This window comes from Chryseobacterium camelliae (genome assembly GCF_030818575.1).
GTDB classification, from domain to species: Bacteria; Bacteroidota; Bacteroidia; order Flavobacteriales; family Weeksellaceae; genus Chryseobacterium; species Chryseobacterium camelliae_A.
Genome location: NZ_JAUTAL010000001.1, coordinates 539,578 through 566,064, shown reverse-complemented (window position 1 = coordinate 566,064; position 26,487 = coordinate 539,578). Strand labels below are relative to the sequence as shown.

28 protein-coding genes are annotated in these 26,487 nt (G+C 38.4%); 20 read left to right on the top strand and 8 right to left on the bottom strand.

All coding sequences use genetic code 11. From position 1 onward, the window contains the following. The first annotated feature begins 214 nt into the window (after nucleotides 1-214). From QE404_RS02595 to QE404_RS02550, 10 genes are all read left to right on the top strand, one after another. Nucleotides 215-1,201 carry an aldo/keto reductase gene (locus tag QE404_RS02595; RefSeq protein ID WP_307446075.1) on the top strand — a complete coding sequence of 329 codons (987 nt, stop codon included), beginning with the start codon at nucleotides 215-217 and terminating at the stop codon, nucleotides 1,199-1,201. Nucleotides 1,202-1,306: 105 nt separating this feature from the next. After that, nucleotides 1,307-2,221 (top strand): helix-turn-helix domain-containing protein, encoded by a 915-nt coding sequence (locus tag QE404_RS02590; protein ID WP_307446073.1) that lies wholly within the window; start codon nucleotides 1,307-1,309, stop codon nucleotides 2,219-2,221. Between the two features lie 91 nt (nucleotides 2,222-2,312). Then, nucleotides 2,313-2,900 (top strand): DUF2652 domain-containing protein, encoded by a 588-nt coding sequence (locus tag QE404_RS02585; RefSeq protein ID WP_307446071.1) that lies wholly within the window; start codon nucleotides 2,313-2,315, stop codon nucleotides 2,898-2,900. Between the two features lie 79 nt (nucleotides 2,901-2,979). Then, on the top strand, nucleotides 2,980-3,381 hold the full coding sequence (locus tag QE404_RS02580) for a nuclear transport factor 2 family protein (protein ID WP_307446069.1): 402 nt from the start codon (nucleotides 2,980-2,982) through the stop codon (nucleotides 3,379-3,381). A gap of 227 nt (nucleotides 3,382-3,608) precedes the next feature. Beyond that, on the top strand, nucleotides 3,609-3,944 hold the full coding sequence (locus QE404_RS02575; RefSeq protein ID WP_307446067.1) for a nuclear transport factor 2 family protein: 336 nt from the start codon (nucleotides 3,609-3,611) through the stop codon (nucleotides 3,942-3,944). 58 nt (nucleotides 3,945-4,002) lie between these two features. Continuing rightward, nucleotides 4,003-4,581: a TetR/AcrR family transcriptional regulator gene (locus QE404_RS02570; RefSeq protein WP_307446065.1), complete on the top strand. Its 579-nt coding sequence runs from the start codon at nucleotides 4,003-4,005 to the stop codon at nucleotides 4,579-4,581. A gap of 46 nt (nucleotides 4,582-4,627) precedes the next feature. Further along, nucleotides 4,628-5,251: a hypothetical protein gene (locus QE404_RS02565; protein ID WP_307446063.1), complete on the top strand. Its 624-nt coding sequence runs from the start codon at nucleotides 4,628-4,630 to the stop codon at nucleotides 5,249-5,251. Between the two features lie 39 nt (nucleotides 5,252-5,290). Continuing rightward, a complete protein-coding gene (locus QE404_RS02560) occupies nucleotides 5,291-6,076 on the top strand; it encodes an SDR family oxidoreductase (protein WP_307446061.1) in 786 nt (261 codons plus the stop codon). A 29-nt stretch (nucleotides 6,077-6,105) separates the two neighbouring features. Continuing rightward, nucleotides 6,106-7,101, top strand: coding sequence for a saccharopine dehydrogenase family protein (locus tag QE404_RS02555; protein ID WP_307446059.1), 996 nt, complete (start codon nucleotides 6,106-6,108; stop codon nucleotides 7,099-7,101). Nucleotides 7,102-7,379: 278 nt separating this feature from the next. Next, nucleotides 7,380-7,694, top strand: a complete 315-nt coding sequence (locus QE404_RS02550; protein WP_307446057.1) for a MazG-like protein — start codon at nucleotides 7,380-7,382, stop codon at nucleotides 7,692-7,694. Between the two features lie 225 nt (nucleotides 7,695-7,919). Here the strand turns inward: QE404_RS02550 and QE404_RS02545 are convergent, their stop codons facing one another. After that, a complete protein-coding gene (locus tag QE404_RS02545; protein WP_307446055.1) occupies nucleotides 7,920-8,276 on the bottom strand; it encodes a winged helix-turn-helix transcriptional regulator in 357 nt (118 codons plus the stop codon). Nucleotides 8,277-8,351: 75 nt separating this feature from the next. Here QE404_RS02545 and QE404_RS02540 point away from each other — a divergent pair, with 75 nt between their 5' ends. The 4 genes from QE404_RS02540 (at nucleotide 8,352) to QE404_RS02525 (ending at nucleotide 11,612) form a co-directional block, all read left to right on the top strand. Further along, nucleotides 8,352-8,705 carry a hypothetical protein gene (locus QE404_RS02540; RefSeq protein WP_307446054.1) on the top strand — a complete coding sequence of 118 codons (354 nt, stop codon included), beginning with the start codon at nucleotides 8,352-8,354 and terminating at the stop codon, nucleotides 8,703-8,705. 107 nt (nucleotides 8,706-8,812) lie between these two features. Then, nucleotides 8,813-9,304 carry a DinB family protein gene (locus QE404_RS02535; protein ID WP_307446053.1) on the top strand — a complete coding sequence of 164 codons (492 nt, stop codon included), beginning with the start codon at nucleotides 8,813-8,815 and terminating at the stop codon, nucleotides 9,302-9,304. Nucleotides 9,305-9,947: 643 nt separating this feature from the next. Continuing rightward, nucleotides 9,948-11,216, top strand: a complete 1,269-nt coding sequence (locus QE404_RS02530; RefSeq protein WP_307446051.1) for a hypothetical protein — start codon at nucleotides 9,948-9,950, stop codon at nucleotides 11,214-11,216. 6 nt (nucleotides 11,217-11,222) lie between these two features. Beyond that, nucleotides 11,223-11,612, top strand: a complete 390-nt coding sequence (locus QE404_RS02525) for a hypothetical protein (protein ID WP_307446049.1) — start codon at nucleotides 11,223-11,225, stop codon at nucleotides 11,610-11,612. A 534-nt stretch (nucleotides 11,613-12,146) separates the two neighbouring features. Here QE404_RS02525 and QE404_RS02520 read toward each other — a convergent pair. After that, nucleotides 12,147-12,692, bottom strand: a complete 546-nt coding sequence (locus tag QE404_RS02520; protein ID WP_307446047.1) for a peptidoglycan-binding protein LysM — start codon at nucleotides 12,690-12,692, stop codon at nucleotides 12,147-12,149. A gap of 481 nt (nucleotides 12,693-13,173) precedes the next feature. Between QE404_RS02520 and QE404_RS02515 the strand changes: the two genes are divergently transcribed. From QE404_RS02515 to QE404_RS02505, 3 genes are read left to right on the top strand one after another with little or no spacing between them, the layout of a single operon-like run. Continuing rightward, nucleotides 13,174-14,151 (top strand): hypothetical protein, encoded by a 978-nt coding sequence (locus QE404_RS02515; RefSeq protein ID WP_307446045.1) that lies wholly within the window; start codon nucleotides 13,174-13,176, stop codon nucleotides 14,149-14,151. A gap of 27 nt (nucleotides 14,152-14,178) precedes the next feature. Then, nucleotides 14,179-15,645: a ParB N-terminal domain-containing protein gene (locus tag QE404_RS02510; protein ID WP_307446044.1), complete on the top strand. Its 1,467-nt coding sequence runs from the start codon at nucleotides 14,179-14,181 to the stop codon at nucleotides 15,643-15,645. Between the two features lie 5 nt (nucleotides 15,646-15,650). Further along, entirely contained in the window at nucleotides 15,651-16,556 is a 906-nt protein-coding gene (locus tag QE404_RS02505; protein WP_307446042.1) for a DNA adenine methylase, read from the top strand. 64 nt (nucleotides 16,557-16,620) lie between these two features. Here the strand turns inward: QE404_RS02505 and QE404_RS02500 are convergent, their stop codons facing one another. Further along, entirely contained in the window at nucleotides 16,621-16,845 is a 225-nt protein-coding gene (locus QE404_RS02500) for a helix-turn-helix domain-containing protein (RefSeq protein WP_307446040.1), read from the bottom strand. A gap of 396 nt (nucleotides 16,846-17,241) precedes the next feature. Here QE404_RS02500 and QE404_RS02495 point away from each other — a divergent pair, with 396 nt between their 5' ends. The 3 genes from QE404_RS02495 to QE404_RS02485 all read left to right on the top strand — a co-directional run bounded on the left by QE404_RS02495 (nucleotide 17,242) and on the right by QE404_RS02485 (nucleotide 20,045). Further along, nucleotides 17,242-18,057 carry an RNA polymerase sigma factor gene (locus tag QE404_RS02495; RefSeq protein ID WP_307446039.1) on the top strand — a complete coding sequence of 272 codons (816 nt, stop codon included), beginning with the start codon at nucleotides 17,242-17,244 and terminating at the stop codon, nucleotides 18,055-18,057. A gap of 1 nt (nucleotide 18,058) precedes the next feature. Then, nucleotides 18,059-19,153 (top strand): hypothetical protein, encoded by a 1,095-nt coding sequence (locus tag QE404_RS02490; RefSeq protein WP_307446037.1) that lies wholly within the window; start codon nucleotides 18,059-18,061, stop codon nucleotides 19,151-19,153. A gap of 469 nt (nucleotides 19,154-19,622) precedes the next feature. Further along, nucleotides 19,623-20,045: an ester cyclase gene (locus QE404_RS02485; RefSeq protein ID WP_307446035.1), complete on the top strand. Its 423-nt coding sequence runs from the start codon at nucleotides 19,623-19,625 to the stop codon at nucleotides 20,043-20,045. Nucleotides 20,046-20,152: 107 nt separating this feature from the next. Here the strand turns inward: QE404_RS02485 and QE404_RS02480 are convergent, their stop codons facing one another. The 5 genes from QE404_RS02480 to QE404_RS02460 all read right to left on the bottom strand — a co-directional run bounded on the left by QE404_RS02480 (nucleotide 20,153) and on the right by QE404_RS02460 (nucleotide 26,404). Continuing rightward, nucleotides 20,153-21,067 carry a helix-turn-helix domain-containing protein gene (locus tag QE404_RS02480; RefSeq protein WP_307446034.1) on the bottom strand — a complete coding sequence of 305 codons (915 nt, stop codon included), beginning with the start codon at nucleotides 21,065-21,067 and terminating at the stop codon, nucleotides 20,153-20,155. Between the two features lie 79 nt (nucleotides 21,068-21,146). Next, on the bottom strand, nucleotides 21,147-21,983 hold the full coding sequence (locus QE404_RS02475) for an SDR family oxidoreductase (RefSeq protein ID WP_307446032.1): 837 nt from the start codon (nucleotides 21,981-21,983) through the stop codon (nucleotides 21,147-21,149). 385 nt (nucleotides 21,984-22,368) lie between these two features. Beyond that, nucleotides 22,369-25,329, bottom strand: a complete 2,961-nt coding sequence (locus tag QE404_RS02470) for a glycoside hydrolase family 98 domain-containing protein (RefSeq protein WP_307446030.1) — start codon at nucleotides 25,327-25,329, stop codon at nucleotides 22,369-22,371. 383 nt (nucleotides 25,330-25,712) lie between these two features. Continuing rightward, entirely contained in the window at nucleotides 25,713-25,856 is a 144-nt protein-coding gene (locus QE404_RS02465) for a hypothetical protein (protein WP_307446028.1), read from the bottom strand. A gap of 158 nt (nucleotides 25,857-26,014) precedes the next feature. Then, nucleotides 26,015-26,404, bottom strand: coding sequence for a VOC family protein (locus QE404_RS02460; protein ID WP_307453328.1), 390 nt, complete (start codon nucleotides 26,402-26,404; stop codon nucleotides 26,015-26,017). Nucleotides 26,405-26,487 lie beyond the last annotated feature (83 nt).

The window sequence follows — 26,487 nt, the reverse complement described above, 5'->3', positions numbered from 1 at the left end:
AAGTAATTTACCCGGCTGAAAGATCACCTCAATTCTTGGTGCATAGATCAATGAAAATCTAAACTGAACCAGATTTACGGACCAGGTGGTGCATGATACACTTTTCAATTTTAAAAAGGAAGATTTCTTTTGCGTTCCAATAGGATGATTTGGCTGCAAGAGTATCGATAAGATATATATCAGAATTCAATATCAATATAAAATCAAAAGTCAGATGAAAACAAGACAATTAGGAACGCAGGGATTGGAAATCTCATTGATAGGCCTGGGTTGTATGGGAATGAGCCCATCCGTTGGCTTTAATACCTATGGAAAGGCAGACGAAAAGGAATCGATAGCAACCATACACCGCTCGCTTGAGCTGGGAGGCAACTTCCTAGACACCGCCGACCTGTATGGCCCCCTGACCAATGAACGGTTGGTTGGAAATGCAATTAAGGGGAATAGGGACAAATATATCATTGCAACAAAATTCGGATTTGAGATTGACGACAATGATCAGGTTACCTGGCGCATCAATGGAAGGCCGGATTATGTAAAAAAAGCGGTGGAACGATCCCTTAAAAATCTACAGACGGATGTGATCGACCTGTATTACATGCACCGTCCCGATCCGGAGGTTCCGATCGAAGAGACTGTTGGGGCAATGGCAGAGCTTGTAAAGGAAGGCAAAATCAAATATATTGGTATTTCAGAAGTGACCGAGAATTTGATACGAAGGGCTAATAAAACCTATCCCATCACCGCTGTTCAAAACGAATATTCCCTTTTTGAACGAAGTGCCGAAGAAGATGGCGTATATCAGGCTACACGGGAGCTCGGTATAGGGATGGTTGCATATTCACCCCTCGGAAGAGGATTTCTTACCGGACAGATAAAGACGCCTGACGATTTTGATGCGGATGATTTCAGAAGGTCAATACCCCGCTTCCAGGGAGAACAGTTTTACAAGAATATAGAACTTGTAGAGGAATTGCAAATGCTGGCTGTCGAAAAATCGATCACCGAAACGCAGTTATCGATTGCCTGGGTAATTGCCAAAGGCGTAACACCGATACCGGGTACAAAAAGGGTACAATATATAGAACAGAATATTGCTGCAACGGAGGTTGTACTCAGCAAAGAGGATATGGAACGTATCGAACGTATCATTCCACTGGGGACCAATACCGGAGATCGGAATATTTTACAGTCCTTTTAAAAGAATTGAAATAGCTTGCCAAAATCGAGCAGAAGAACATTAGCAACCGATTGATTTCCCTATAAAATGTTAATTAGTCAGGTTTAAGATTTTAATCGAACGACAATGTCAAATCAGAATTTCAGAGTTATAAAATCCGTAGAGGATTACCATAAACTGCTTAAGCTGAACAAGCCACAGCATCCGTTGTTGAGCATTATTGATTTTTCAGCGGCTTCCTATATTAATCCAGCTGCAGATATTTCGATTGTGATGGATCTCTATTGTATTTCCATCAAAGAAAATTCAGACTGTATTTTACGATATGGGCCCAAGCACTATGACTTTACCGAGGGCGTAATGTCATTTATAAAGCCTGGTCAGGTATTGACGGTTGAACCTGGAAGCAGTCAGGTGACCGATGGGTTCTCGCTGGTCTTTCATCCGGATTTTATCCGTTCATTTCCCTTATATTCAAAACTAAAAAATTACGCATTTTTTGATTATGAAGTGAATGAAGCATTATTTTTATCCGAAATGGAAAAGATACATATCCGCGGCCTGATGGCCAGTATTATGCAGGAATATACCAATAGTATCGATCTGTTCAGCCAGGAGGCCATCGTTGCCTTTATCGAACTCCTGTTGGTATATGGCAATAGGTATTACAACCGTCAGTTCATTACCAGAAAATCCAACAACGAACATTACGTTGTCAAATTTGAAAAGATGCTGGAATCTTATTTTTCTTCCGGCAAACTTATGGAGGATGGTCTGCCAAATGTTAAATATTTTGCGGAGCAACTCCATATGTCGCCAAATTATCTAAGTGACCTGCTGCGTCTATCTACAGGTAAAAGTGCACAGGGCCATATTCAGGAGCTTCTAATTGAAGAAGCCAAAACATTGCTCACCACATCGCATCTCAGCGTTGCAGAAATCTCCTATATGCTGGGTTTTGAGCAGCCCCAGTCACTTAACCGTCTCTTCAAAAAGAAGACGAATATGTCACCCGTTCAGTTCAGGCAGTCATTCAACTAAGCCTGTCAGGAAATAGAGCTAAGTATAAGGTAAATCCGGCTAACTTTTCCAGGACAAAAACAGTCAACTTTATGGTATTAAAAATGTGCTTATGTCAGGAGATAATCAAGGTATGGTCTTTATTGTGGATATTAGCGGATATTCACACTTTATCAGAGATGTTGATCCAACTGAAGGACTAATCATTATACGCCGCCTTCTCAGTAAAATCATTGACTGTAACCGTCTTTCTTTTAGAATTTCTGAGATAGAAGGCGATGCGATCTTATTTTATCGGATGGGAATTGCACCATCGGTAGAAGATGTTGTGCGACAGTTCGCACAGATGCGCAATGCATTTAAAAGAATCATCCTGCTTTACCAGCAGAAATTTCCTGAAATTGGCCAATTAGAGCTGAAGGCAATTGCACATTACGGGCATATAGAAGAATTTAAAATAGACCGTTTCAGCAAACTCTACGGAAACACCCTTGTTGATGCCCATCGTTTATTGAAGAATAGTATTCCCTCTAATGCTTATGTAATGTTATCTACGGATTACTTGGAACACGTGGAAGAATTTCCATTCGATTATAGTACCTGCGGCACCTATCAATGTGATATATATGATGTAGGCTCACTCTGTTACAGATATTTTCCTTTCGATGTATGGGATATGCCTAAAGATTTATCCTGCTAAAATCAAAAAAGTACCTTAAAGACAACTAAATGAAATAGTTTACTGATTGTTACATAATAAATTATTTAAAATCAAAGCAATGGAAGCAAAAGAAATTGTAAAAGCTTACTACCAGGCCGTGACAGACGGCAGATTTGAAGATATACTAAAATACAAATCCCCAGATGCCACTTACTGGATTAGTGGTGATGGGTCTTGGCCGCTGGGCGGATGGCGAACGCCGGAAGATATGGCCAATATTCATAAACTACTGCAAGATCGTTTCCCGAAAGGACTAACAATATCCATACGGTCTGTCGTTGTAGAAGGAAACAGTGCCGTAGTACATTTGAATAATTTTGCTGTGCGTGTCGACGGCAAAATCTACGATAACGAGATTGTGGTGCTCATGAAGCTGGAAGGCGGCCTGATCACAGAGGAAAGAGAATTTTTGGACACCATCCATGTCAACGACCTGTTTTTCGGTGAAATGGAAAAATAACGGATTCGTCAAAACAGCAACATAATACTCCGTTTTGACGAATTTTATCAGTTTCTGCTAGGCTATCTTTGGTAAAGAATTATTTAAAAAAACATTCCGCTTTACAGGCGGGCAGATCATAAACGAATTTTTAATGAGTATTGGCTACCTGCGGGGCACATTCGGAGCATTGCCCGGTATATCAGCAGATCCTGAAGCTCAAACCAATATGGATAAAATAACATACAATGGATATCAACATCTTTATACAGGAATTTATTGCAGCAAGCAATGCCTATGACACAAAAGGCTATTTAGAAAAATGGCATAAAAACGCAGTCCTTGACGACCCTTCTGTCGGAAAGGTTTTCAAGGGACACGCAGGAATCAGAAATTATTTTGAAAGTTATTTCATTGGCTATAAAACCCAGACACAACTCGTAAGGCTGAACATTATCAGCGACAATGAAGCTCACATTGAAGTCGAATTTACAGGTGACTTTCCCGAAGGAAAAATAGGGGGAATATTTGATCTCACTTTTAAAGAAGAAAAGATTGCAAACGCAAAAGCTGATTTACTCTGATAATAAAATAAATTTCAGGAGCGATTGTTCCAGAATATTTTATATCTTTGCAGTAGTTATGGCAAGAAACGTAGAATTTGATGAACAATTGGCAGTCTCAAAAGCAATGGATGTCTTTTGGAAAAAAGGCTATAATGGTGCATCAACCCGTGATCTTACCGAAGCAATGGGCATCAGCAACAGCAGCCTGTATAATACCATCGGTGATAAGCACCAGCTTTTCATCAAGGCAATCAAGCTCTATACCGAATCCCGGATGGATGCCGCCAGGAAAATGTTGCAGCCTATTAAATCACCGTTGAAAGCAATAGAGAAATTTATCAACTCTTCCGTGTATGCCATTACCAATGAGCCCAACAGCTGCCTGACTATTAAAACTACTTTTGAAGTGGCTACAAGTGATGAATCGGTACAACAGATCATCAAGGCTGATAACGATTTCACTTACAACCTTCTGATAGACCTGATCAAAAAAGCTATTGAACGAAATGAAATCACAGTGAGCAATGACGCGGAAATGCTAACCGACTATATCATCAACCAGTTTACCGGCTGGCACGAATCCTTTATCATTCACAGGGACAAAATGAGAATCAAGAAGATGGCTGAGTTTCTAATTAAGCAGATCAGCCAATAAAATTTTTTAATCAAATCTGGAGCGATCGCTCCTAAATCATAGACAAATGAATACATCCAAACAATACCAAGATTACTTCACGGCAAGCACGCAGCCGGAAATCATAGAAATATCAAGGGCTAGCTATGTTTCTATTTTAGGGAGCGGCAGTCCGGGAACCGATGCTTTTTATGCAAAGAAAAAAGCTATCGCAGCATTTGCAGAAGCCCTGTATAGCGGCTCTGCCGATATAGACAATGCTATTGCCAGCAATATTGTCGAAATATTCTACTGGTTTGATGAAGACAAAGTGGGGTATGTGGATATCGGGAATTTTTACACGACGGTGGATCTGGCTCTGCTCCAGTACAGGATTGCCATAGGTATCCCAGATTTCTTTACCGATGAGCACATCAGGCAGGTTGCCTGGCAAAGAAAGGATCTTGCCTTCGCCAATGCCTTTGAACATTTTGAATATACCGCTGGAAAATGTGTACAGATCTTACATAGCGGACCTTTTGCAGGAGAATTGGAAACGCTGCCCATCCTGCAAGAGTTTGCAACAGCAAACGGACTAAAAAAATCAGGGATGCACCAGGAAATTCATCTGGTCAGTTTTGAAAGAGGCCAAAGCCAGGCCCATCTCCAAACCATCTTGCGCGATCCCGTTTCAGAAGTATCATTTTTTTAATTAAATATGGAACAATCGCTCCAAAAATAAAAATCAATAATGGAAAGAACAACACAAGAACTAACAGGTAGGACCGCACTGGTTACAGGCGGGACCAAGGGAATAGGCAAAGCGATAGCGGATGAACTGGCTTCATTAGGGGCAACGGTTATCGTTTCGGCACGGCATGAACCTGCTGAAAAGATACCATATGATTTTATCAAAGCGGATCTTATCCATAGCGATAGTATCAACGAACTTGCAGGACAGCTGTTGGATCAGTACAAAAACCTGGATATCCTGATCAATAATGTCGGCGGCACATCTGCCCCTGCGGGTGGGTTTAGCGTCCTGACGGAGCAGGACTGGGAAAATGACCTTCAACTGAATTTACTGGCGGCCATAAAATTGGATAAGGCCATCGTTCCCTCGATGATTGCACGAAACCAGGGCGTGGTTATCCATATCTCTTCGCTTAACGGCAAGCTGCCACTGTATGCTTCCAACCTGTCCTACGGTGTTTCTAAAGCGGCACTGAATAATTACAGTAAGGCACTGGCCAATGAAGTGGCTTCAAAGGGCATCCGGGTGATCACTGTTTCCCCGGGAATGGTAAAGACCACGGCAATGGAGGCCTTTCTCAATAGTTACGCTTCCTCTATCGGGAAAAGCTTTGACGAAACGCAGCAATTGGTCATGGACAGTCTGGGCGGTGTGCCGATGAACAGGATGGCACAGCCTGAGGAAATTGCGCATCTGGTAGGCTTTCTTGCATCTCCTAAAGCTTCCTATATCACGGGCGCAAATTATGTAATAGACGGAGGTACTGTCCCTACTATTTTTTAAGCCATACATTTTTAACAACATTATAAGAGATGGAAAATAAAATGCTCATTTACGGAGCAGCGGGATATACCGGGAAAATTATAGCGGAAAGAGCCAAAGAACTAAAGCTTGATTTTGAAGTAGCCGGAAGAGAACACGACAAGATTCGGGATTTAGCTTCGGAGTTACAAGTTCCCTATCACGTGTTTACCGTAGGAGATGAAACCGCCTGGAAAATAGCTTTGGCAGACAAAAAAGTTTTGATCAATGCAGCAGGGCCATTTAAGTTTACTGCAGAACAGGCAATGCATGCGTGTCTGAAATCGGGCGTGCACTACCTTGACATCAGTGCCGAACTGGAAACCTATCAACTGGCAGAAACATTGGATCTGAAAGCTAAAGAAGCGCATATTCAGTTAATATCAGGGGCAGGCTTATTTGTAAGTTACGATGCGTTGGCGGTTTATGTAGCCGGAAAAGTAAAGAATCCACAAAAGCTTTCGGTAGGATTTTGGCACTTTGGGGGATTTTCGAGAGGTTCAATTATCAGCAGCAAAAATATAGCTGATCTGGGCATATTGGTGCGGAAGGACAATGAGATCATTGCCCAGCCCCATGCCAAACCTAAAATGTTCCGCTTTGCAGATGATGAAGAAGAATGCCTCCCGACACCGTTAGGAGGAATCATCCTTTCTTATAAATCAACGAAGATTCCGAATATTGAAGAATATTTCTCATTGCAATTACCGGCTGTTGGATTGCCTGACATGACTTCAGAAAACCTGCCAGACGGACCCACCGCTGAGGAACGCGCAGCCGGAAGAAATGCACTTTCCGCTGAAGTGGTTAGTGATAATGGAGAAATATTCCGTGCCGCCGTAGATGCACCATCAGGTTATACACTTACCCCATTGTCGGTTATGGCGGTAGCCAACCGTATACTGAATGGGGATTTTAAGACCGGGTACCAATCGCCGGGTTCGGCTTATGGCGTATCAATTATCTACGATATTCCGGATACCCATCTCATTGACATAACACAATAAAACAGTAGAAACTGATCATTTTCCGGCAGGACGCCGAATGTGAATTTCTTAACAGCCTCTTGCCATAGACCGGTTATCACGAAGTGTTTAATAAGATGAATACTACAACATAGTATTTGCCGCCCGTCAGCTGGAACACATTAGCTAATGATCATTTAAACGCAATTTCCGTAACGTTGGAAGGAGATACGTAACTGCGAGACATTAATGTCATTACCATAGAACCTGAACATATAAAAACAGAGCCTAGTAGAAACACAAGTATAAAAGTAAAGGAAATGGATATTAAAGAAATCATGGAACGCTCAAAAAACATAAGAGCTGCTTATCATCAATTAGAGAAACAACACCACGGCATTGAATGGACTGTTGAGGAAGATGCGCTGGCATTTTTGACTGATGCAGGTTTAATTGGCCGCCACACGATGTCGCAACAAGAACGCTGGCCGGCATCGAACACGGGCACAGAGCTGGAACACAAATTGGGCGAATGCGTCTGGTGGCTAGCTGTTCTGGCTGACCGGATGGATATAGATCTTGAAGAAGCTACAGAGAAGTTTTTGAAAAAAACTGAAAACCTACTACGAGGTTAGATAGATGGCAATATTTTGAAATATTTGGATAGTAACCAACTAAAAGTTTTTGCAGAACAGGTCTTTAAAATTGAAAGCATAGTGAGCAATTGATTATGGTCCACTAAATATAAGCACTGCCAAATAACGACCCAAAAATTCCAATAAAGATTTATGATAATCCTTATTGGAATTTTACATTAGGTAATAACTAAAAGAATTATTTATTGACTTTGAGTTTCAACTCTACCTGGCCCAATTTCTATCCCAAATACATAGTTCATTTACCAACGATAAAAGCTCCTCTCCTTTTACTGTGACCACATACATTATCTGTAACGGAACCGTGTTCTCAATTTCTTTCTTTGTTATGAGCTTCTGTTGTACTAAGTCATTTATACGAGTTCCTAAGATATGTTCTGAAATTTCCGGAATACTTTTTCTTAAAAAAGTGAACTGGTTGTTTCCTGATGAAATTTCATAAAGAACCGTCATTAACCATCGTTTGCCGATCAAAGCAAGCGTATCATTAACTCCACATCTGTCCGATAACACTTTCTTGTTTGCCTGATTGGTAGAATTTATTTTAATACTGTTTCCCATTACTAATAAAAAAGTGAGTTATTGCGGCTTTCTGATGATCAGAATAGCTTTGTAACAAAGTTATACATTAAGTTTATGGAAATTAAAATAGTATTGCTACCGATTGTAACGGATACATTTGAAAATACGGTAGCTTTTTATAAAAAGATTACAGGTAAGGAGGTTACACTTTCAGCCTCTCACGATGGCTACAGACTGAGCCAGGTGGATCGTTTTGTAATTTTAGGGGCTGTAGACAGTCCTGAAGCTCTCGAGATACCCCGTTTGGTCAATGCTATATTTATTGTAGATGACCTGGAAGCTTATTGGGAGATATTAGAAAAAGAATCTAAAAGAATAATTATCCCTATTAACAGAGTCAGCACAGGTATAAGATTTATAGTAGAACAAAATGACGGTAAGGTAATTGAATACCTTCAACTTAACTGAATTAGTCAATACTTCTCTGACCATTACAATCAAATTGAATAGCTTCAACAGATTAAGTATTATGACAATACAACAAAAAAATCATCAAAAACAATTATATTTGTTTAATGGAAGCCCCTAATCTTACAGGTGCTATTGCTGCACTCATGGATGAATATAAAAAGGCCGTTGACGAGCTGATTACGGTCATCATTCCTGTTGGCCAGCGTCAACTGACTAAAACCATTGAGCCAAAAAGTTCAGATCCAGACTGTATTTCCATTCAAACCATTTTAACACATGTAGTCGCATCGATGTTCAGTTATGCAGTGTATATTGAAAATTCTATTGGACTGAAAACGGTCCGGCCGGAACGGTTCCAGTTTGACCACATCTCCCCTTACATCTTAAAACTCAGGGAAGCGCTGAAATACAACGTAGACTTTTTCACCAGAAATCCAGATATCACCCTGGAAGAATTTGATCAATCGAAGAAGATAAATACAATGTGGGGACAGCAATACGATGTAGAACAGATGTTAGAGCATGCCATTGTTCATATTTTAAGACATCGAAGGCAGATTGAAAATGCACTGATTAAGATGGAAGCTGAAGAATAGAAAAATAAATTACCATTCGCAGAAAATTAAATAATTCTGCGGCAAATTTACAGAACTGTTTTGGCCATGATCGGCCATTCATTGGCAAAACATTCCGTGGTAAAAATACATTGATTTAATGAAATTAATAGAATACACTAATTCAACTGAGCACGAGCGAAGGGCACGAGCATGACGCTCGCGCCAGCAGGGTGAACAGAATTTCACTATAGCTTTTTCCTACCTCTAAAAAACTCTGAATCTTTTTATGTAAGTCTGCATTTTCCCTTTTTTTAAGCCTTTAGTACTCCATCAGTTTATCTATGCCTCCTATCTGTATAATCTTTTATTGCGGTAGCAGCAATGATATCGAGCATCATTGCATTGACGGCTGATATACCCACAACCTGGATATCCTGTCAATCTGCTTCATCAAAATTGCACCTCCCGGTTCTCCAGTATGTAAGAGTCTGAAAAGTTCCGGACTACAAAGCTTTGCGCCGGATTCATTTTCGATAAACCAAGCTAAAATTTTCACATTCAATGATTTTGCAAATTCTCATAAATAATGCACCGATACAATAGCAGTTCAGGATAGGTGTACCATGTTAAATACCCCACCTTTATGAATTAATATATATCTTTGTCCTGAAAATTTGATTAAATGAAAGGGAAAAATTTATTGTTTTTTATTATCTTAAGTTACTTTTGGTGCTTTTCATTATCTTCCTGTTCGCATGAGCCTTTAGAGAATGAAACTGTTGAAGCTGGTCACAACCCACTCTCATATATTAAGAATACATATTTGCAGGATAAAAATATTATTTTAGGAAAGAATATTTTATGGGAAAATGCCAGAACTTATCAGGATAAAGGAAACCTTATTCTTATTACCGTCCCGGTCAAAAGTGATCAGACAGATTTGATTGAGGAATTGACTTTTAGGATCGATAATAATAAGATAACCGGACATCTCTGGAAGTTCAAATCCGATACCGCATTTTCTATAGAAGATTATTTCCTTAGCGCTCATAAGATCATGGAGAAAATGTCTGGAACCGTATCTTATATAGCATTAGAAGGTTCATTCAGATATAAAAAACGGATTGTTAATGGACAATTCATTGAGGAAATTGGTAAAGGAGGTTCTGGTCCGATGGATTCTCCTGCATGCAAAAAATGTCATGGTAGCATAGATGAAGTAGTAATACCACCACCCTCTGGAGGAGGACCAACAAATCCAACTACTCCCCCAATTCCTCCTCCGGTTGTCATTAATCCTCCTTCTAACCCACAGGAGGATCCTTGCAAGAAAGCAGAAGCTGGATCAAAGAAAGCGAGCGATATAGCAAAGGATCCTAAATTCTCTTCAGCAAAACAAGGAGTATTGAATGGGTTTGCTCAAAATGGTGGAGAGAATGGTGTAGGCTTTGGGGTTAATTCCCCTAATGGACCTTTGCAGTCAACTGGTGTTCAACCTTTGGGCGCTACATCCGGTAATGTCAATAATCCTTTCAACTATCCTACAGCCGATATGCATAATCATCCTCAAAATACCCCTCCTTCAGCGGGAGATGTATACAGTATGATGACTTACGCAAGTCAGCACAGTACGTTTGGGACCAGGTATGTAGTACTTCCGGATGGTACGGTTTATGCTTTAACAGTTACCAATGCTGGAGCATTCGCCAATTTTTTAAGCAATTATCCACCCAGTCAAGTTCCGGGGTTTGCCCCTAACTTTTCAGGAGCTGTATATACTGATTGGGACGATGCATATTTTTATAGTAATGCTGAAATAGCGTTATCTTATGTATTGGATAAATATAATACAGGAATAGCACTTACAAAAATGGATTCCAATGGAAATTTTAAAAAAGTAAATGCTACCAATAATGGAAATAACTCATATTCTCAATCTCAATGCCCTTAAATTATTATGAAAAAATCAATAAAACTATTTATAGTAGTATTACTCTTAGCTGCATTTAATATAAAAGCACAAGCAAATTTACCTTTAAAGCATAATAAGGAATATTATAAAAATAAAAAAGTAATAGATTTAATAAATGATCTAAAGATAGATATAAAGGCAGCTAGCTTCTATGGAGGATGGAGCGAGGAGATGAATCGTATTTCTTTAAGATTTAATGATAAAGACACTAAAATAATAATTTTCATTAAAGATCATGATGCTGAAACAAATAAATTGTTTTTAAATACAGATCCTAATACTTCAAAAAAAATAGACAGAAATTATAATAAAAACATGAGTAACTCAGGCATGTTATCAAAATATCTGAATTTAACCATACTTTATATTAATTAAGTTCACATATTTTAAGAAGAATATATTGACATATAAGCCAATATTTCCCGAAGTAAAAAATGAATACCTAATATGTGTATAGTTATTTAATAATTAAATATAATAGTCGCTTAAATGAGCGACTATTATATTGATAAATGAGAAATAGAAAAAACTAAATTATATAAGTACACTAACTTATTAAAAATAAATTAACAGCGTATAATGCTTAACCGCTCATTCCTATTGAGATCAAAAACTCCATATGGATTTACTTGAGCATATACTAAAGGAGAAAGTGCCTTGTAGTAATCCAGCTTTCTTATCTTTAGAAATGTGCGGATTTCCTGTCTATGCCGATCAATGTACTGAATTATTTGTTTTGATATATCAATCAGATATAAATTTCCTAAAAAATAGATTCTGCCTTACCGCTAACAGCTCCTTATTCCCGGATTTGATTTTCTCTCTATCAATACACACAAAATCAAAGGCTTCCCGCAGGAAGCCTTCGACACACCAAATCACAAAATATTAATATGAAAAAAAATCTATTTATAAAGCTGTTGCAGTATACGTTACCGTTTGCGTATACGTTCCGGCCGGTTTCCCTAAGATATCAGAAGATGATGATTTCGCTGCCGGAATCGTGTAGTCCAGGTTCAGGGTTAAAGCACTTCCCAGCGGAGCGTTGGATACTAAAGTCTGGTCCGTTGCAGATAAAACCACCGCGCTTTTTGTTCCGCCCATAGTTCCGGAAGCGGAAGCGGCTTTGATGGTCAAAACATTGACAGGGATCAGGTTGGTTCCGTTAACGAAGCTTGCCCCTCCTGCTTTTACTTTTACATTAAAGTTCTTCGTAGAAGTCACTTTTAAAGAGTTGGCTTTGGTAATCGTCTGATCAGAGTTGTAGTCTGCTGCAGTGGCATAATTGAAGTCAACCGTATTCCCGATGGCTGTACTTCCAGCGTCGATAGAAATGACATCGTTCAGGGTGATATTTACCGTAGTGGTTGCAGTTGTGTTTTGAGCATGAACATTGTTAGTTCCTAAGATGAAAGCTGTGATCGTTAAGGCTGCTATGGCGATGTGTTTTGTCATGATCGTATTATTTTATTTTTTATTCTTGATTAATTGTCCTCTTTTGAACAATACAAATCTACGGCGTCGATAAAAGTTTCTTTGTAGTGGAATATGGAAGTTGATGTAGTAAAATCACTACACGTATTCATTAATAGAAAAGCCCCCAACACTTTGAAATGTTGAGGGCTTATATACAATTGCTGTTTGTTTTTATTATACAGCTGCATTTTTTTTTATATATTGTGCACGAGCGTGACACTCTCGCGAACGAGGGAGGATTTTCTTTATCACAATATTTTAAATTCCAGACTTTCTCATTTAAGCGTTTAAAATATCTCTTATTATAACTTACATTTATTTTCTATTAATTAGCTTAAAACTAATTACTAAATATTTTGATTGTTCAATATCTAATTTAGGGTTAATACGGTTTCCCATATTTTTGAAATAAAAAAATTCTTAAATTGTATCTTGAAACTGTAACCATTAAAATTAAGACATGGCAAAAAAATCACATGAAAAGAGAGAAAGACTCTTTAAAAAGTATCGAGATAATTTAAATCTCTTGGTTAGTAATAATCTTATTTCTGAAGAAACAAACATTTATATATGTCCAATCTGTCTAACAAAGCACAAACATTTAAACGAAGATGACCCATTAACCTTGGAAGACGCACCGCCTAAAGCCTTGGGAGGAAAACCAAATACATTAACTTGTAAAAGTTGTAATAATAGATGCGGTTATTTGATTGACTCTCATTTAGCAAAGAGAATGAATGAAATTGATCAAAAAAAATTTCTATCTAATACATCTGTTAAAGTTAAAACCATAATTGATAATGAAGTTTTAAATGGAACATTATCCGTAAATGAAAATGGAGAGATGTCGATGTTTCATTCCCTCAAAAACAACAACCCCAAAACATTAAATCCAATAATGGAAAATGTTGAGCCAGGTAAAATAATAGATTTCAATTTTGGAAAAAGCACTGTCATTCCAGAAAAATTAGAATATTCGCTTTTAAAAACGGCCTTTCTAATTTTATTTGAAAAAACGGGATACTGTCTTATTTTGGATGAATGCTATAATACAGTAAGAGAGCAACTAAAGAATCCAGATAAAAGAGTTTATCCAGAATACTTTTGGTTTGAAAATATTTATGGACTTAAGCAAGGTGTATATTTTGTAACTGATAAAGGATACGAATGTCTCTTTGTAACTTTTAATTTAGATACGGGAAAAACAAAAAGTAGTTTTCTTGTTGTTTTACCGTGTTCAATAAATAAGATAGAAGATATCATCGAGAAGCTTACCTCTGCCATTAAAGAAGAGATGACCCTAACATTATATTCTTTAGAGATTAAAGACCATAATTATATAGATGATTTAGACAATATCAAAAAACTTTTTGAATGGGTTGAAAAAAGAACCAATGTAAATTATTATTTTTCAAAAGATTATCCAAAATCCAAATAGTAAAAACTTTTTAAATATTCTTATATTATGAAATACGAATGGCTCAATAAAAAAACTCCTCGCTCTGTCGATCAATTAAGATTATGGTCTGAAAACCCAAGACTTAACCCAGAAGAGAAACATATACTACTAAGTGATTTTGCTGAAGATATGACATTTGAAGAATCTGATAGAAAAGACTTTTTTAAACTGTTAAAATCAATTGTTGATGACGGTTTTATTCCTGCCGATCCAGTAGTAGTATGGAAAAACGAAGAAAATGAAAAATTTTATGTTGCAGAGGGTAATAGAAGAGTTTTAGCCTTAAAATTACTTAGGGAACCCAATAAAGCTCCTAAGAGTATTAGAGGAATGGTAAGAGTTTTATCTTCAAAAATTAATAAAGAATCAATTGAAAAAGTATTAGTAAATGTAGCTCCCTCTTTTGAAGATGCTGAGTGGTATATTAACCAAAGAAATAGTAACTCATCTTTACAAAAATCTTGGTCAAGAGTACAACAACAAAGGTGGATTTCAGAACTTTATGAAAAATATGACGGAAATATTGAAAAAATCTCTTCTATAACTAAAATGACTCAAGGCGAACTTGAAAATTTTATTAGAATTTTGAAAATAAAAGATTTAGTAAAATTAGAAGAGGTAAGACATCAATTATCAGATAGCGAATATAATGATGCTACTTCATATAGATTTCCAATTACAATATTAGAAAGATTTTTTTCAAATAAAGATGTTAAAGAAAAGTGGGGAATTGATTATGACGGAATAAACATTAAATTTGTAAATAAATTAAGCTTTTTAAACGCTTATGGAAAATTAATCAAAGACATTGTAACTAAAAATCCTGACAATGCTATTGACACAAGAACTATTACCACAAATCTAGATGGTATCTTAAATAAATTACCTAAAGTAGAGTTAGAAAACATAGATGATGCTCAAGAGACAAATGAAGGAATTACAAACCCTGATATAGAAGATCAGCCAGAGGACACGCCAGCTCCAGCTCCAACACCATCAGCACCATTAGTAGTAAAAAATGATCCTAATAGAAGTAGACTTGTTTTAAATATCTATACAATTAACACTGATAGTTACAGAATAGTTGGTTTATTTAATGAATTAAAAGAAATTCCTTTGAAATATAGTAATTGTATAGCATCATCAATTAGAGTATTTTTAGATTTATGCGTATTAAAGTATATCCAAACAGAAAATTTAGAAACAGCAATTTCTACTCATTATAGAAAATCAATAAAGGATGTTAGTTTAAAAAATAGATTAGAATATTTAAAAACAAATAATTTACCTGATAAACCAAAAAAAATTGTAGAAAAATTACTTCAAACATCTAATCAGTATAGCTTAGACGTTCTAAATGGATATATACATGGTCAAGATTCTCATTATCTAGGACGTGCATTTTTAAATGGTTTTTGGGATTTTTTATTTCCATTATTAGAAAAATTAGTAGAAATTAATGAAGAAATTTAATATAAATGAAACACTATTCACCTTTAAGATATCCAGGAGGCAAAAATAAACTATCAGCATTCTTGGCCAAAATATGCATTGACAACAATGTCAACGGGCATTATGTAGAGCCATATTCTGGTGGAGCATCCGTAGCTCTATTCCTATTACTTGAGGGTTATGTATCAAAAATCACTATTAACGATAAAGATAGGTCAATTTATGCCTTTTGGTACTCAGTACTAAATAAGACTAATCAATTATGTGAACTAATTGATAAAACTGAAATTACGATTGAGGAATGGAGAAAACAGAAAGCTATCCAAAATAGAAAGGATAAAGCTGACTTATTAGAGCTAGGTTTTTCAACTTTTTTTCTCAATAGAACTAATAGATCAGGTATTATTAATGCTGGTATTATTGGTGGAGTTGAACAAAATGGCAACTACCTTATGGACTGTAGATTTAATAAGCAAGATCTAATGGAAAGAATAAGAACTATTGCAAAAAAGAAAAAACATATTCGACTCTATAGAAAAGATGCAATAAAACTCATTGATAAAATTCAAGAAGAAGCCAATCAGGAAAATATCATTTTCTACTTTGACCCTCCATATTTTTTAAAAGCTAGCTCTTTATATATGAACCATTACAAAGAACATAATCATAAAGAAGTTAGTGATAAAATAAAAGCCATAAGAAATATAAAATGGGTTGTCTCATACGACAATGTACCCGAAATAAATAATTTATATCTAGGGATTTCAAAAAAGGAATACTCTTTTAAGCATACTGTTTATAACTCAAGAGATGGCCAAGAGGTTTTGTTTTTTTCGCAAAATATAAATCAACCAGAAATTAATGATTGGAATCCTTTGAAATTTAAAATCAGAATAAACAAGAAAGGAGAAAGGAGAATAATTTACAGGTAAATGGCCAATGCTGAAGATTGACAATATAAAAAAGTAGGAAGATATTTTCCTACTTTTAATTTTCTTACTTTAATTTAAAATCAAATAGCTCCTGTGGATGAACATCTAGCCCCTTAGCTAACTCTTGAATAGTAGAGATTCTAAGATCTACTTCCCCTTTTTCTATTTTGCTGATATTACTATGGTCTACATCACATTTTTGGGCCAAGCCTCTATAACTCAAATCAAGCTTTTTTCTAAACAGTTCGACTCTTTTACCAAATGCTATTCTAAATTCTATTTTATCCATTGTGGTTAACTTTGAATAGACAAAGTGATAAGATTCTAATAATTTTTTGTAGTCTAATTAACCTACATACAGAAAAATGTTTTATATTTGCCAAATAGGTTACAATAAAGGTAACTTTGCAATACTTCAAAAATAATAATCGAAGCTATTGCTTAGATTCTCGACTAGAAAACTGGTAATTTTTAAAGTGTACGAGAAGATAAGTAAATTTGCTCACGACCGCGGCGTGGGCTCTCTTATCGTGCACGGGTATACCAGTACCTCTAGTCAATAAGTTGAGTTCCACGCCTTTTCTTTTGGGCAGATGTAGTAGTGAGTTAGCGTTTTGATGCAGAGAATTCATCTTATTGATCGAAGCAGTTTCTTCAAGCAATAATTCAGCTAAAAACACTGCTTATGAAAAGAAAAGATTCCCTGCCCCGAATGTTGAACGATCAGCAGCTCTATGTACTGCTGAAAAAAGGCCATCCCTCCTCATTAGAACATATCCATTTACGGTATAAAAGGCTTTTGTTCTGGCTCGGGAAACAAATGCTTGACGATGATTTTGTGGTGGAAACGCTGGTGCAGGACACCTTCCTCAAACTTTGGCTGCACCGTGATTCTATTGAAACGCCGAATCATATTCCTGGCTTTTTACGGTTGGTTTTGAAAAGAGATTGTATAACGTATTTCACTGCTCCGAAAACTCAATTCACCCGCTTCATGGATTCATTTGAACGGTTTGGAAATGATCAGGATTATTTTGCCGGCTACAATCCGTTACTTGATGAAGAGCATCTACTTAGCCAGGAATCCGATCAAAAAGATTTTGATGAAGTCAAAAAGGTATTAAGCGTCCTGGATCCCAAAAGAAAACATCTGATTGAGCTTTGCCTTGACTATGGTTTTCAGTACAAACCAATTGCAGAGGCAATGGGAAGCAGTGTGACAGGCATTAGCAATGAGGTGAGCAGAGCCATCGATGACCTTCGGAAAATTCTCAACAGAAGTTATTCTGAAAAGCCAAGGGAAAAAGCTTCCGATCATAAAGAGCAACGAGATATACCAAGCCATCAGCAGCTTGAGATCATGAAAAGAAGGATTGAACAAAAATTATCTTTCACTGTTATTGCCCGGGAACTCAAACTGTCCGAAAAGCAGGTTCATCGGGAATTTCTCCATGCTTACGAATGTTTACAGAAGGAAAACACATGTTTAAAATCTTTTTGACATGGAAAAACCTACGATGACCTTGACCCGGAAAATCCAGTTGCTGATCGACGTTCCATCCGATGAAAAAAATATGATATGGGAAAAACTCTACCGGTATCAGAACCGCTGTTTCCGGGCGGCTAATTTCATCGTTTCCCATCTGTATGTACAGGAAATGATCAAAGATTTCTTTTATTTAACAGAAGACATCCGGTACAAGCTGGCTGATGTAAACAAAGATGAAATGGGCATGTTCACACGCTCAAAAACCAATACCACGGCACGGATGGTCTTCGACCGTTTCAAAGGAGAAATCCCCACCGATATCCTGGGAAGCCTGAACAATACGATTCAATCCACCTTTTCTAAAAACAAAGCCGACTACTGGCAGGGCACAAAATCACTGAGAAACTTTAAAAAAGACATCCCCATCCCGCTTCCGGTGAAATGCATCAGCAAACTGAAGTATGATCCTGGAAAGAAAGCGTTTTGCTTTAATATGTTTGCGATTCCGGTTAAAACGTATTTAGGAAAGGACTTTACGGATAAACGCCTGATATTAGAACGTCTTTTAAAAGGAGAGATCAAACTTTGTACCTCCCAGATCCAGCTAAAAGCCGGGAAAATCTTCTGGCTCGCCGTATTTGAAACTGAAAAAGAAGAGCATAATTTAAAACCCGAAATCGTTGCAGAAGCTTCCCTGTCATTAGAACATCCCATCGTAGCAAAAGCCAACCATGCGCGCATCCATATTGGCTCAAAAGAAGAGTTTCTATACCGCAGGCTGGCCATCCAGGCAAGTCAGAAAAGGGTTCAAACCGGCATTGCTTATGCCCGGTCAGGAAAAGGTGCCAAACGGAAACAAAAAGCCCTTTATAAAACAGAACATTTAGAGCGCCGGTATGTAAGCCATCGGCTTCATCTGTATAGTCGGCAACTTATTGATTTCTGCATACAGCAAAAGGCTGGCACGCTCATTCTAAAAAATCAGGAAGATAAAATAGGGATTGCAAAAGAGCAGGAATTTGTGCTCCGCAACTGGAGTTATTATGAACTGCAGGCGAAAATAAAATACAAAGCAGAGAAGGCCGGTATCGAACTGATCATCGGCTAGCTGCAAAAATAACGAGGGTGCTTGTACACCCGCAGGGTGAGGTCTTGAAACACTCACTGAATACTCAAGGGTATATACAACGGCGTGGGTTCTTTTTGTCTCAAAGACTGTTAAGAAAAGAAAAATACCTACAGGTAACAGATGAGACGCTGTCTGACGAAATTTATATTTTTTATCAAACTAAAATCATTTTAAAAGCTGATTATTTCTACTCACATTAAGGACTCTGTTTTTCAAGCCTGAATTTGAAAACTTATCACATTTATATGTTTTTTAAACAAAAATTTGGATTCACCACTTCAGGAATACTATTTTCAATCAACTACTAAAAATGGAATTTATCCAACCATTGTATATTTGAATTAAAACATCCACTAAATTTGTATAAGATCATTGCAGGCAAGGGCAAACTACTCCTGGCTGGCAAATACCCATACTATAATGTCAAAACAATCAATACACATCTGATATGCATACATTAACGGAAAGAAATAAAGAAGTGGTACGCCGCTTTAATACTGAGGTCATTGAGAAATGTGATGAGCAAAGCCTTGATGAGCTGATGGATGAAAACTTTGTCAATCATTCTGCGCCGGAAGGTGCCGACAACGGACCGTCCGGAATGATGAATACCTTCAAAAATATTCTGCATCGTGGCCTTCCTGATCTTACAGTCGTCATTGACGATCAGATCGCAGAAGGAGATCTCGTTACTACACGCAAACAAATCATTGGCACCCATACCGGTGTCTTGATGGATATTCAGCCCACAGGTCGAAAAGTTGCTATTGACGTTATCGACATTGTTAAAATAAAAGACGGCAAATATATTGAATATTGGGGTGTCAATACATTGCCTCTGGTAATGGCTCAACTTAAAAACCAAGGCTAGTTATTATCAATGGTCAATATTTGAGTCGATAATACGATGCGGCGATTATTCATCACGATGTATAAATATGATATTCCGTTTTTGGGAACAAACTTTAGTAATTTAATTTAGTTATGTGACCGGTCCATTTCCCGAAAACGGACCGGCGTCATTTGCAGATGTTTTCTGAAGAAATTATTAAAGTGCGCAGCTTCTTTGAACCCCAATGAATAGGCTATTTCCGAAACGTTCCATTCTGTATGCCAGAGTAAAATTTTTGCTTCCTGCAATAAGCGTTCAGCAATTACCTCGGAAGTTGTTTTTTCCGTAACCTCCTTTACGGCCCTGTTAAGATGATTGGTATGCACAGAGAGCTGGCCGGCAAATTGCGATGGAGAGCGAAAACTGATCTGCCTTCCTGTATCTTCCACCGGAAACTGGCGTTCCAAAAGCTCCAGGAACAGATGGGTGATCCGTTGGGAAGCGTTGATATGCTGTTGTTCGGCTTTAAGGGCGGGCTGCATTTTAAGGGTGTAGTGCAGCAGGTCAAATACCTGATTTCTGATCAGATCGTATTTGTGTACATAATCAGAAACAATTTCAGCCTGCATTTTCCTGAAGATTTGCGATACATGTTCCAGTTGTTCATCCCTCAGTTCAAAAACAGGTATTACATTGGGCTGAAAAACCTCATAGTCATTCAGGTTACCGAAATGATGAAAAAAAGCAGGCGTGAACACACAGAAAATCCCGGATTTATAATCGTCGATCCATTCAAACTTATATGGAATCTGCGGGTTGGTAAAAAACAATGCCTGTTTTTGAATTTCAATAACCTTATCCGCATAATGGATCCTGTTCCTACCGATGATGAGTGTGATCTTAAAGTAATCTTTCCTGCTATACACAACCGGCTTGGAGTTTTTCCCAATGTATTCGTCTATGGTAAATACATTGAAATGCCCCACTTCATTGCGGATATTATCCGGGACACGGTTAAATTTCGACCGGTAAAATTCTTCCAATGACTGCATTCTTTCCATCTGATAAATTTACAAAAATCAAATAAAAAAGCGTCGCCTGTTATTAGTGACAACGCTAATGATTGCTTTGTATTTTTGCTTAAAAATCGGTGGAAAAAGAAATATGTTGGTTGCTTTTCAATTCTTCTGAGAGCACATCGATTTTTTCCGTTGCCCGATTATAGGCATCACTACCTACATACAGACGGACAGGCGGATTCGGATCTTCTGCCAGATTGATGAGCGTCTGAGACAGCTTTTCAGGATCACCGATCTGAGTTCCGTTCATAGCTGCATACTTCTCGTGTGAGGCTCTGATCGCATGATATCCGTCGATTTTCTTTTCAGCAAAAACAAGGGAAGTATCCTGAAGGAACTCGGTCCGGAAAGCTCCGGGTGCCACTACCGTAACCTTTACGCCAAACTCCCTTACATCCTCTGCCATGACTTCCGAAAGCCCCATGACGGCATATTTGGTTGCCGCATACATGGCCCAGCCGATTCCCGGGGCGAATCCTGCAATTGAAGAAATATTGATGATATTCCCCGATTTTTGCGCCCTGAAATGAGGCATTACGGCCTGCATTGTTCCGATAACCGCAAATACATTAACGTCAAAACTGTCTTTGATCTCCTGCTGATTTAATTCTTCCACTGCCCCACCAATTCCATATCCTGCATTATTCACCAAAACATCGATTTTACCGAAATGGGCAATCGTTTTTTCGACAGCCTCGCTTATGGATTTCTCACTCGTTAAATCTACTTCCAACGGTAAGAACTGCTTCTCATCAAAAGTTCCTACAGCATCGGTTAAATTCTGTACCTTTCTGCTTGTTGCCGCTACCCTGTACCCGCTTTCAGTAAGCTTTTTCACTAATGAAAGTCCTAATCCTTTGGACGCACCAGTTACGAACCATACTTTTTTTGTATCCATATTTTAAGTTTTATGATGATACAAAATTAGAGCGATAAACGGCATCACCTCTAACGAAATAGCAACAATAGATTACAAAAATCAAATAATTAAACTGAAATTTCACTGATGCCTAAGCTCTTATGTAGAAATCAGATATGATTCTTCCAACTGCTTGATGTACTTCTGACCTGTCAGTACCTGCTGGATCTTCAAAAAAAGAGACTCATCCGGATTATACTCTCTGATCCCGGGAGAAAATATAATCTCCGAGATTTCCTTTAAGAATTTTGATCCGGGAGGAAGGAATTAAACTATGGTGTTTCAGAGCCTTCGTTTGAAAACAGAGAGGCCACCCAACAACCGGGCAGCCTCTGTATTTTATTTTTACTGATGATTATATCAATTATTCTTTGATAAATTTCAAAGTTTTACCGCCCTGGCCAACTTTAATAAGGTAGACCCCAGCCGGTAACTGCCCGATTTCCAGCTTTTCATTCTTAGAATTTACCCTTGACTTCAGCACCAGTTGTCCTCCAACATTATAAATAGAAATCTCATCGCCATGTACAACGCCATCTCCAAATCTGATGTTCAGCTCACTTTTTGCCGGATTCGGGTATATGACGGTCTCAGAACCAGTTGACAGCGTAGTTTTCGCATCCAGAGACGACTGACACATTGTTGAATTTCCGCCGTATTCCGTTGGATAATTTGTTCCTATATACAGTTTATCCAGATTTGTTCCATCTTCACGGTACCCGATCTGCAGGGTATGGTTTCCTGCGCTAAGATCTGCTGTGGCCAGCACATCCCAGGTCCATACGTTTGAAGACTTCAGACCATTGATATTTTGCCAGCTTCCGTTATCGATTTTTACCCAGAAAGAATCATCATCGGCACTTGGTGCGCGCAACCTTCCCCAAATACTGTAATTCCCGGATATACCCACATTGAAATTATAAGTTGCGACACCTTCCGAATCGGACGGTGGATTGTTTAGGCTGTTATTACCGGGTGTAATCGTGATATATCTTCCCCCGGAAGCTGTACTGCTTTGAAGCACCTGCCATAATGATCCGGTATTGCCGCACTCTGCCTCCAGCCAGATCTCCTGCCCGGCATTGGCTGGTGTCAGGGTCATTTCATCCAGATACAGAAGATTCGTATTGGAAGACAGCGCCCTAAGTTCGATGGAATTGGTCCCGGAGTTCAATGTAATGTTTTGTGCCAGAGTATTCCAGGTACTTAATGACCCTGTAGATGAGAAACTCATTGTTGCCACCTGAGAGTTATTGACGAATAATCCCACATTATCCACTCTCCCGCTTTCCAGTGAATACCTTATCTGTACAGTATAGTTTCCGCCATTCATGTTGGTCACATTTTTTCGGACACCGGCGGCCGCATTCGTCCCAAACTGTATGTATCCCTGGCCATGATAGTTTCTGATATCGGCATTATAACCACTCGTAGTGATCGGCCCGATATTTTTATATTCCAAGCACTCCATTTCATACTGCCTTGTCCCCAGATACACCGGTGGCAATGCAGGAGCAATAACGTTTGAAGGTGTATATTGTGTCAGCCTTCCTGTGAAATTTCCGGAACAGTTTACCGTAATATCCAGCGGACCGTTGTGGGCAATTGTTAAAGTAAGAATTCCTCCGGACCAGCTTTCTGTTATATTGCTCGGCTGATGCGCAGCACGATCTGTGAATGACCATGTCGGTTTTGCGCTGCTGCCATGTATCCTGATAACATCTGTTTTCAATCCTGTATTCAGAACATTGTCGAAATTATTCAGGTATATTTTGAGCTGGCTGGCTGTCTCCTTGATCACTCCCGAGGTATACTGGGACAGAGTCAGGTCCATAGATTCACTGGTATTGTATTTAAAGGGAATGTTTCCCGTTGCCTGCTGCCCGTTTCTGAACGGATTGTAAACCACCCATCCGTTTTCATGCCGCCCTGCATAGATATTCCCTGTATATTCCTGCGGAAAAAGATTATTAAGCTCCGCAATTTTACTGTCTGTTGTCGGCCATCTGGAACTGTAATCCGATTTGTTGACCTTTACCTGGAATGAGTTGGCAACATAATCATTCAGCTGAAAAACCGTAGGAATGGTAGGATACCTTCCGGATTTCTTGAAAAAGTTAAGGTTATTCTGATAAGTCCCGTCGTTATCCATTCTGTACAGCCCATCAAAAAGTGTTTGCGGTGAGCTATAGATTGCATCTCCGTTGCCCGAACTTACATTGTTGATAATCGCTACCTTCGTACGGTTGATGACTTCCTGGCGTGTAGGTATTCTCACATGCCCGTCGATGATCTTTCTGAACAGGTCAATGCTCACGTTACTGAACTGATCATAGGTACCCCACTTCCTTTCTCTATAACCGTCTGAGGTGGCCGCTGACGAAAGTTCTCTGAAGCACTGGGTCCATATCAGTTCAGGACCGTCAATTACCGTCTGTCCGGTAAGCATAGCGTGCTCCAGGACCGGAGCTCCTGCCGTGGCCATTGTAAAACCGGCATGGTTGCCATCATCATCGTACCAGCCTGTATCATCATACCGGATACCGTAGTTACCACTGTATCCTGACAGGTAAGTTCCCAGTGCCAGGCTTTCCATATCAAATTTATAGCTTCGTGTGGTGTATTTCTCGCACAAAATATAATTTTGCTTGTACTGGGCGCATGCTGCGGCAAACTGTGGATTTCTTTTCAGCATGGCGATCGGATTGATACTCTGTGACCATTGGTTTCCGCACCAGCTTACCACAAGATATCCTCCATATTTGTTAGACAGTTGCAGGAGATTGGTAAAATGCGCTATTCTTGTGCTCCAGCTTGGAGAAAGCGGATCCGTGGCATCATCAAATCCCCAGAACTGTTCCGCATAATTGAATCCAAGAAAATTAGGGTAATTTTTGTAAAATTCCTCGTATACCGACAAATCGGTATCTGAAAACTGGCTGAAGCCACCGCTGGAACATTGAATCATGGTCCACATCCTGTTTTCGGCACAGACCCGCAGCCATGATTTGGCCACTTCATACCCATACTCTGCGACCTTGAATCTTGATGTCGGTACATCATGACTTATGGAAAGGGAGATGTTCATAACCACATACGGTCTTATATCAGCAGGAATCAGATCGATGATCTTTTGCGGGTTGGCATAATTCCACGTGTCAATGTGGATCATGTACATGGGCTGCTGCGGGGACACCGTCCTGCGCAGGGGAACTGTATTTTGGGAAAATACGGGATTTGCGGATAAGAATGCTAATAATATGAGCAAACTCAGAGCCGTTTGAAAGACTTTCTCTTTCAGATGAAGAACGTTAACTTTTTTCATAATATATTAATTTTGGATAATGATATCTTGAAACAAATAATGGATTTCTTCACTCTTAATGCCTAACAAATATAGCAATTATTAAAATAAGTGTTATAATAACATTTATTAATTAACATTAAATTCATGTAATAAGGAATTAGTATGAAAGATTTTTCTGATAGCTCATATCACGCTGATGAATCAAGTCGTATTAAAAAAATTTGCATATTAAAATGATAAAAATTACTCTCGCTTAGAATGAAAACCCTTAATAACATACTACTTCTTACTTTCAGCCCTTATTATTACAGAGTAATATTTGCTCGGAGGCGGTGTGCTTATTTAGAATTGAATACCTATTAGAAGATTATCGTACCATAACCTAAAGCCCGAGCGAATGCCTAGTCATGGTCGGAAGAAATTCCGGCCATGACTAGATTAGCATCCTTAATCTTAAACTGGTTATCCAGAACGCAGATCAGGTTGTTGGATATATCAAAAGTTTGCTGAAAATATTCTGCCTGAATGTTTTTCCTGTTGCTCATTAAAAGCCTGGTTACTACTTCACCCAGTTTTTTCAGTGCTGATATCTGGCTTTCTGTAATCTCCTTAGGTTTATAATCAATGACACAGATGGTTCTAGTGCAAAACCTTTATCATCAATAAGCGGCACACCGGTATAGAACCGTATCCCTACAGCATTTCATATGGTTATTTCGATACAATTTCCTTCAGGATCAAGGACTACACTTTCATAGTAGCCGTCTCCTGTAGTTCTTGGCTCGCTTTCGATAGCATATCGGTCAGCACGTAATCGTTCTGTCAGAAGATCAACAGCCTCTTTACTGCCTACTGAAACGGCAAAATGGGCAATACCTTTATGCCAACCTCTCCTTAAGGGTTGTTCTGTAATATCCTCTCTCTTCATGAGCTCCAGGCGTGTCTTGCCTTCACCAAAAGTCAGGAAGTAAGAGGTAAATGCTTTTTTTACATTCGTATATTTTTCATTGCTTACCATACCGAAATAGGTAACATAAAATTCACGCATTTTTTCCAGGTCATCTACCCAGATCGCTAAGTGTTCGATATTCATCATGATTTAAATGGATTAATTAATTCTCAAATTTAAAAATTGCAAATTAATGCAATTTTGTATAAATTTGCATAAAAATACAA